The sequence below is a fragment of the Acetobacter malorum genome (genome assembly GCF_001580615.1).
Lineage (GTDB): Bacteria > Pseudomonadota > Alphaproteobacteria > Acetobacterales > Acetobacteraceae > Acetobacter > Acetobacter malorum.
Window position 1 is genome coordinate 22,172 of sequence record NZ_LHZC01000026.1, and the last position, 7,591, is coordinate 29,762.

Genomic DNA, 7,591 nt, shown 5'->3' on the forward strand with positions numbered 1-7,591 from the left:
GGGAGTTATTGCGGCGGCAGAGCAAACGCCGCAAGTTCTGCGCGCAGCTGCTCAATGCCCAGCCCGGTCTCGCTGCTGGTCACGGAAAGGAAGGGGCACGCCGCAGGGTGGCGTTTGGTCAGAGCCAGAACCTCTTCTTCCTTGCGGGCCAGAGCCGTCGGTTTGACGGCATCACACTTGGTCAGCACCACCTGAAAGCTGACGGCTGCACGGTCCAGCAGCTTCATCACTTCCAGATCATGCGGTTTGACTTCAATGCGCGCATCAAGCAGCAGCATCACCCGCCGCAGGCCGGGGCGGCCACGCAGGTAGTCAAACATCATTTCCTGCCAGTCTTCCTTGACCGACTTCGCCGCCTTGGCAAAGCCGTAGCCCGGCATATCCACCAGCATCAGCCGATGGGCGAGGTCAAAAAAGTTCAGCTGTTTGGTGCGGCCCGGCTGGGAGGACGCACGGGCCAGCGTCTTGCGGCCTGTCAGCGCATTAACCAGCGTGGACTTACCCACGTTGGAACGTCCGGCAAACGCAATTTCCGGCAGCGTTTGCGGCGGCAACTGCCCGAGCTTCTGCGCTCCGAAAATGAAGTCGCACGAACCGGCAAAAAGCCGCCGCCCCTCTTCCAGGGCGGCGGCAATCTGCTCGTCATTCGTCAGTTCACGAAAGTCTGTTTCGGCTTCAGGCATCAGCGCTTGCTCACTACGGTCGTCTTGGCATCAGCATTTTTGTCAGCCGCCTTGAAGCGCCCGAGGATGATGAACTGCTGCAACGCGGTCAGAAGGTTGCTCCACGCATAGTAGATCACCAGACCAACCGGCTGATGCGCCATGAAGAAGGTGAACACCAGCGGGATGAAGGCCATCACCTTCTGCTGTGCCGGGTCCATGTTGGTGGAGCTGGAGCTGATCTTCTGCATCAGGAACATGGTGGCCCCGTACAGGATCGGCCATGCGCCAAGGGAGAGGATGGACAGCACCTGCGCCGGGTCAAACGGAATCAGCCCGAACAGGTTGAACACATTCGTCGGGTCGGGTGCGGACAGATCCTTAATCCAGCCAAAGAACGGCGCGTGGCGCATTTCAATGGTGACGTAGAGATCCTTATACAGACACCAGAATACCGGAGCCTGAATGAACAGCGGCAGGAAGCCACCGAACAGGTTCACGCCCTCTTCCCGATACAGGCCCATGATATGCTGCTGCATGGCCATCGGGTCGTCTTTGTAGCGGGCGCGGATCTGGTCCACCTTCGGCTTCAGGCGGGCCGTCTTCCACGTCATGCGCATCTGTTTGATGGTCAGCGGCAGGAAGAGCAGCTTCACGATCACGGTAAAGGTCAGCAGGGCCAGACCGAAGTTGCCGATCATCGTGTAGAGCCAGTCCAGCACGAAGAACACCGGGCGCGTCAGGAACGCCAGCCACCCAAAATCCACCGCTTTCCAGAACATGGGCACATGCAGATCGTGCTCATAGCGGTCCAGCAGACGCACTTCCTTCGCACCGGCAAACACATGCGCTTCGGAAGAGGCCGTCTGGCCCGCAGCAACCTGCACCGGAGCGGTAGACGTAAAGCCAACCTGATAGGTGTGCTGAGCAGGCAGATAGGTATAAGCGCCAACAACCTGCGTATTCTGGTCCGGCAGAACGGCCATCAGCCAGTATTTGTCGGTAATCCCAGCCCAGCCGCCTGTGCCCTGATGGCTCCAGGAGACATTATCCGGCGGCACGCCATCGTTACGCAGGGCCTTGTAGGAGCCCTCGTTCAGACGACCATCAATGACGGAAATCGGGCCTTCATGCACCAGCATGCCGCCGGTTGTTTCCGGCGTGTAACCACGATTAACGCGATAGTACGGATACAGCGCCACCGCCTGACCCGTGGCGTTGTGCACGCGCTGGGTGACGGTGAACATGAAGTCCTGATCCACCGCCAGAGCGATTTCAAACGTCAGGCCCTGCCCGTTATCCCATGAGAGGGTGACGGGATGGGTCGAATCCAGCTTCGTGTTGTCCGCTTTCCACAGCGTGCGGGAATCGGGCAGACGCACCGAGACGTCCGACGGGGCACGCCAGCCAAAATCAATGAAGTCCGGCTTGGAGCCCGTGCCGTCTGCCAGAACGCGCACGTCCGGGCTGTCCGGCTTGACGGTTTCCCGATATTTTTTAAGGACCAGATCATCCAGCCGCGCACCGCGCAGATTGATGGAGCCCTGCACGGCCGGCGCATCAATCGCCAGATGCGCGTCCGGCCCGTTGGCTTCACTCCCCGCATCAGCTGCGGATTGTGTGGATGCTGTGGAAGAAGGCTGCGCAGCACCAGACGGCGGCGCAGAAACACTTTGCGTGGTCTGCTGCGTGACAGGAGCCTTGGGCGCCTGCGGGACGAAATAATCAAACCCGATGAGAACCGCAGCTGACAGCAGTGTTGCCAGTATCAGACGTCTTGTATCCATTGCTGGCCTGCTGGCCCCCCTGCACGAAACGGAACAGATAATTTAACCGCGAAACACGGAGTCTTCACGGCACTCTGGTTTCCAGCGCAGGATGAGCAGGAATGCAAGCCGGGAAAGCATCTTCCTGCCCTGTAGGACAGGCAGACGTCTTACTTGTGGCCGGGCTTTGCGCTCCGGTCAGCCTGAGAAAGACACTGCTGCAAGGCTTTGCGAAAATCTGCCACCAGATCCGCAAAAGAGCGGTTCAGGGTTGCAGCGCGGCCAATCAGAACCAGATCAAGGCCGTTAAGAGGTGTTTCAGTTTCCACAATGCGGACAACCTCGCGCAGCCTGCGGCGGGCGCGGTTGCGGACCACGGAGTTTCCAACTTTTTTTGTCACGGTAAAGCCAATGCGCGGTGCATTGGAGTCGGCGCGCTGAAAAAGCTGGAGCACCAGCCCCCGCACGGGCGCTTTACGCCCACGCGCGGCCAGAAAGAGAAACTCTTTCCGCTTTTTAAGGCGTTGGGAACGAACAGGCTCAGCCCCCGCTCCCTCCAGACGCTCACGCTGTTGCATGATGCCCGTAAGCCATAAAAAGCTTAAGCGGAGAGACGCTTACGGCCTTTGGAACGACGGTTGGCGATGATCTTGCGGCCACCAACAGTTGCCATACGTGAGCGGAAACCATGGCGACGCTTGCGGACCAGCCGGGACGGTTGATAAGTGCGCTTCATTGCAGCACTCCCTTCATTGATACAGATATGCAGGCAGCCCAAAGCCACCTGTCTTGAAGGCCCGGCTTATAGTGTTCAGAAAGGAGAACGTCAATCATATCGGCAGAGTCCCGGCACACTCTGTGCCGACAAAAGAAGGGCTGGTCCTCCATGAGCACCTCTCAATCCCCCCTCAGCACCGTGCTGCTTCTGTTCTGCCTGCCTCTTTTGGGGGCTTTGACGGCGGGCCTGCTGGGCCTGTCGTTCCCTGCCGGCCTGCTGCCCGTGGCCATCACCGCAGGACTTGGTGCCTGGCTGGGAACGCGCTTCCGGCACACGGAACCGGCTGATTTGGGGCGTATTTCCGCCCCGCAGCCCGCAGAATCGCTCACCAAGGTCCGGTCAGCACCGGTTGCGGCCCCCTCAGCGCCTTCCACGGCACCTGCGGCAGCAACGAGACCAGCCGCACCCGCTGCGCAGGACTCAACCCCGATCACGCCCCCTCAGCCTCCGTCGGCTTCGGCAGTGCGCCCTCAGGCCTCCCTGCCGACACCTGACCCAAAACTGCGCCACGATATCCGGAATATTCTCTCACCCGCGATGCTGGCGGCTGAGCAGCTCGGCACCAGCACGGACCCGCTGGTGCTCAAGGCCGTCAAAACCATAGACGAGTCTCTGGACCGCGCCCTGCTCCGGCTGAAGCAGAAGCCACAGTCCTGACAGGTCTTAGTCCGGACGCTGGATCAGTTCGATCTTATAGCCATCCGGATCTTCTACAAACGCGATAATGGAGGTGCCGAATTTGACCGGACCAGCCTCCCGCGTAACTTTACCGCCCCCGGCGCGCACCTGTTCCACCGCAGCCGCCACATCGGGCACGCCCACGGCAAAATGGCCAAAACCGGAGCCGACCTCATAGCCATCATCCTGACCCCAGTTATAGGTCAGTTCGATTTCGGCCTGCCCGGCGGCATTATCCGCGTAGCCAATAAAGACGAGGGTATATTTACCGTCCGGCACTTCCCGCCGACGCAATTCATGCATGCCCAGAAGCTTATAAAAAGCGATGCTGTCATCCAGATTTTTAACCCGGACCATGGTGTGCAAATAACTTGCCATCGCGTTGTCTCTCCTCTGTTTCGCTTTATTTTTAGCGCGTGAGAGGCTCCGGGGTTACCGCAATCAGGAATAATCCTGCCTGATCAGCCTCCGCCACGCAGGCATCCCGGTCTGTCAGCAGAGTATGCCCGGCCTCAAACGCAATACCGCGCAGGCCCGCCAGATGCGCGTTCCGCACGGTGGCGGGACCAATGGTAGGCATGTCTGCCCGCTTATCCTGCCCCGGCTTGAGGAGCTTGACCAGCACCCCGCCCTCGCCCGGCTGCCGACACTCGCCAGCACGGGCCAGCATGCGGTCTGTGCCCTCCATAGCCTCTACAGCCAGCACAAGACCGTTCTGCACCACGCACCCCTGCCCGATATCCATCCGGCCCAGCGCATGCACAACCTCAATGCCACGGCGGATGTCGGCCATCGCCTGTTCATCTGGTGCAACAGCACCCAGAACGCCCGGAGGCACCACGGCATGAGACAGAAATTCGTGCGCACCCCGCACACAAAAGCCTTCCTCGCCCAGAATACGGACCAGAGCCGCCAGAAGCCCGTCATCGCCCGCAAACAGCGCCCGGCCAAGTCGGGCCAGAATGCGTGCCCCTTCAGCATCGGGATACAGGCTACGAAGCGAGGGGCGACGAATAGGACCAATCAGCACAAGGTCCGTGCATCCATGCGCCCGCAGGAGAGACAGCATCTGTCCGGCAGCGCCAAGACGTACAAGCTGATGCGGCCAGGGGTTGATCACCTCTGGCTCAGCAAATCCATCAAATCCAAGAATAAAAACCGGTCGCCCTTCTGCCGCAGCAGCTTCGGCCACGCGTGCCGGAAGCGGACCGCCCCCGGCCAGAATGCCAACTGCGCCGGGCTGCGCGCTCACGCGCCCTCGGTTTCCGCCGTGCTGAAATCTCCACGTGCTACGCGGACAAGGCCGCGCCGGCTGGGAGCATCAATAAACTCAAGAATTTCGCGCACGCGGGGTTCATCCCCAAACTCACGCCGCATGACTTCAAGACGCGCCGCAAACGGACCATCTTCGGACGCCCCTTTGGGATACAGCGTGAAGAATGCCTTACGCATCCGGTGGATTTCAGCCGACTGCACACCATTCCGGCGCAGCCAGATCCAGTGCAGGCCCACAAGCCGCGCGCGGTTCCCCAGCACGCTGCCGTACGGAATGACGTCCGCTTCCACACCAGCCACGCCGCCAACCAGCGCCGCGTGACCAATCCGCACGAACTGATGAATAGCGGCCGAACCCATGACGCGCGCATCATCCTCAATCGTCACATGGCCACCCATGACCACGTTGTTGACGATAATCACCCGGTCACCCAGCGTGCAGTCATGCGCAACATGGGCATTGGCCATAATCAGCACATCGTCACCAATGTGCGTCAGGCCCGTGCCCACGGCCGTGCCACGATGAATGGTCACATGCTCACGCACCACTGTGCGGGCACCTACCTCACACCGGGTCGGCTCACCTTTATATTTGAGATCCTGCGGCGCCATGCCGATGGTGCTGAACGGAAAATAGCGGGACCCCTCGCCAAGGCGCGTATGCCCATCCACCACAACGTGGGAAATCAGCTCCACGTTGTCCTCAATCACCACATTCGGGCCAACGGAACACCACGGGCCGATAACCACGCCACGCCCAAGCTGAGCTTCTGGTGCAACAATGGCGGTTGGGTGAACACGCGCCCCCCCGTTTTCTCCTACTGCATGCACCAGTTCTACTCCTCTTTCACCTGTCTGCTTCCCGTACGCCACAATGAGCTTGCGGGAACACCTGCCCCAGAAAACGGGCGTTTTCCGGGCAGATCAGGATATTTAGCAACAATTATCTCAAAAATAAGGAAGGGCTCAACCCATGATCATGGCGCTGAACGTTGCTTCCGCAACGGAAACACCATCCACTTTGGCCACGCCACGGAACTTCCACACATTCGCGCGGTGGCGTTCCTTCACAACATGGATGCGCAGCTGGTCACCCGGCTCCACAGGCCTGCGGAACTTGGCGTTCTCGATTGTCATGAAATAGACAACCTTGCCCTCAAAAGCCTTACCCAGCGTCAGCACCACCAGCGTCGCCGCTGTCTGTGCCATGGCTTCAACAATCAGCACACCGGGCATGACAGGGCGTACAGGGAAATGCCCCGGAAAGAATGGCTCGTTGACCGAGACATTCTTGATACCGGTTGCTTCTTCCCCAAGCCTGATATCCACCATCCGGTCGATGAGCAGGAAAGGATATCTGTGCGGAATCGCTTGCATAATGCGCGTGACGTCAATCGAATCGATTGTCTGAACGTCCTGCTGCGATTCTTGTTTCGTCTCCACGTCCCCTAGACCACCTTTTTCAGCCGGACAGCGCCCGGTATCTGTTCAACCTTTGCCCGAACCGCCTTCTGCCGGTCCGGACGCTTTTTTGGACAGCTTGCGCAACACCGCCACATTCCGGAAAAACTCCCGGAACGGCATGGCAGGACTGCCAATCACATCAGCGCCGCCCTCAACATCAGACATCACGCCGCATTGCGCTCCAATACGCGCCTTGGCCCCAATACGGATATGCCCAATAAGGCCTGCCTGCGCTGCGACGGTCACATAGTCTTCCAGCACAGTGGAGCCCGAAATACCGGCCTGAGACACCACAATACAACACCGTCCAAGCCGGGCGTTGTGGCCGATCTGAACCAGATTGTCGAGCCGGGAGCCTGCACCAATCACGGTATCATTGACTGAACCACGATCAATTGTGGTGTTCGCGCCGATCTCAACATCATGCTCCAGCACCACCTGCCCGAGTTGTGGCACCGTCTCAAACCCGTCCGGCCCCACGGCAAAGCCAAAGCCATCCTGCCCGATGCGCGCACCCGGCAGAATAATCACCCGTTCACCCAGCGTAGCGTGAGAGAGGGTGACATGGCAGCCAATGCGACAATCTGCCGCCAGCACCACGCCCTCACCCACCACAGCATGAGAATTGATAATGCAGCGTGGACCAATTTCCGCCCGTGCGCCAACCACCACAAACGGGCCGATTTCAGCAGAGGGGTCCACCACCGCGCTGGCATCAACCACCGCCAGAGGATGAATACCCGGCTGTGCCGGTGCTTTAGGGTGGAACAACCGCGCAACGCGGGACCATGCCAGATACGGCGTGGAGGAAACCAGTGCCGCAGAATGCGCCGGAACCTTGTCCGCAAAAGCCGGAGCCACAATCACCAGACCGGCTTTTGTGCCTTCCAGAAGGTGGGCGTAGCGGCGGTTATCAAGAAAGCTGACATCCTGAGCGCCAGCAACCTGCAACGGGGCAATCCCGGCAT

At 59.8% G+C, this 7,591-nt stretch carries 10 protein-coding genes; 1 reads left to right on the plus strand and 9 read right to left on the minus strand.

From position 1 onward, the window contains the following. Positions 1–5: 5 nt before the first annotated feature. From yihA to rpmH, 4 genes are all read right to left on the minus strand, one after another. Positions 6–683, minus strand: coding sequence for a ribosome biogenesis GTP-binding protein YihA/YsxC (gene yihA, locus AD930_RS00775; protein WP_061504762.1), 678 nt, complete (start codon positions 681–683; stop codon positions 6–8). Continuing rightward, complete coding sequence (gene yidC, locus AD930_RS00780; RefSeq protein WP_061504763.1) at positions 683–2,449, minus strand: membrane protein insertase YidC; 1,767 nt, start codon at positions 2,447–2,449, stop codon at positions 683–685. The genes yihA and yidC overlap by 1 nt, the downstream gene beginning before the upstream one ends. Before the next feature lie 149 nt (positions 2,450–2,598). Beyond that, on the minus strand, positions 2,599–3,006 hold the full coding sequence (gene rnpA, locus AD930_RS00785; protein WP_052403947.1) for a ribonuclease P protein component: 408 nt from the start codon (positions 3,004–3,006) through the stop codon (positions 2,599–2,601). A 23-nt stretch (positions 3,007–3,029) separates the two neighbouring features. Continuing rightward, on the minus strand, positions 3,030–3,164 hold the full coding sequence (rpmH, locus tag AD930_RS00790; RefSeq protein ID WP_043553126.1) for a 50S ribosomal protein L34: 135 nt from the start codon (positions 3,162–3,164) through the stop codon (positions 3,030–3,032). A 150-nt stretch (positions 3,165–3,314) separates the two neighbouring features. Here rpmH and AD930_RS00795 point away from each other — a divergent pair, with 150 nt between their 5' ends. Then, complete coding sequence (locus AD930_RS00795; protein ID WP_061504764.1) at positions 3,315–3,863, plus strand: hypothetical protein; 549 nt, start codon at positions 3,315–3,317, stop codon at positions 3,861–3,863. A 6-nt stretch (positions 3,864–3,869) separates the two neighbouring features. Here AD930_RS00795 and gloA read toward each other — a convergent pair whose 3' ends face one another. The 5 genes from gloA to lpxD all read right to left on the minus strand — a co-directional run. Then, positions 3,870–4,262 carry a lactoylglutathione lyase gene (gloA, locus tag AD930_RS00800; protein WP_061504765.1) on the minus strand — a complete coding sequence of 131 codons (393 nt, stop codon included), beginning with the start codon at positions 4,260–4,262 and terminating at the stop codon, positions 3,870–3,872. A gap of 31 nt (positions 4,263–4,293) precedes the next feature. Then, the gene (locus AD930_RS00805; RefSeq protein ID WP_061504766.1) at positions 4,294–5,136 is read right to left on the minus strand and encodes an LpxI family protein; all 843 of its coding nucleotides are present in this window, start codon (positions 5,134–5,136) and stop codon (positions 4,294–4,296) included. Further along, a complete protein-coding gene (gene lpxA, locus AD930_RS00810; protein WP_061504767.1) occupies positions 5,133–5,990 on the minus strand; it encodes an acyl-ACP--UDP-N-acetylglucosamine O-acyltransferase in 858 nt (285 codons plus the stop codon). Before lpxA ends, AD930_RS00805 begins: the two co-directional genes overlap by 4 nt. A gap of 135 nt (positions 5,991–6,125) precedes the next feature. Beyond that, complete coding sequence (gene fabZ, locus AD930_RS00815; RefSeq protein ID WP_306308844.1) at positions 6,126–6,563, minus strand: 3-hydroxyacyl-ACP dehydratase FabZ; 438 nt, start codon at positions 6,561–6,563, stop codon at positions 6,126–6,128. Positions 6,564–6,647: 84 nt separating this feature from the next. Then, on the minus strand, positions 6,648–7,591 hold a 944-nt coding region (gene lpxD, locus AD930_RS00820), incomplete at its 5' end, for a UDP-3-O-(3-hydroxymyristoyl)glucosamine N-acyltransferase (RefSeq protein WP_061504768.1).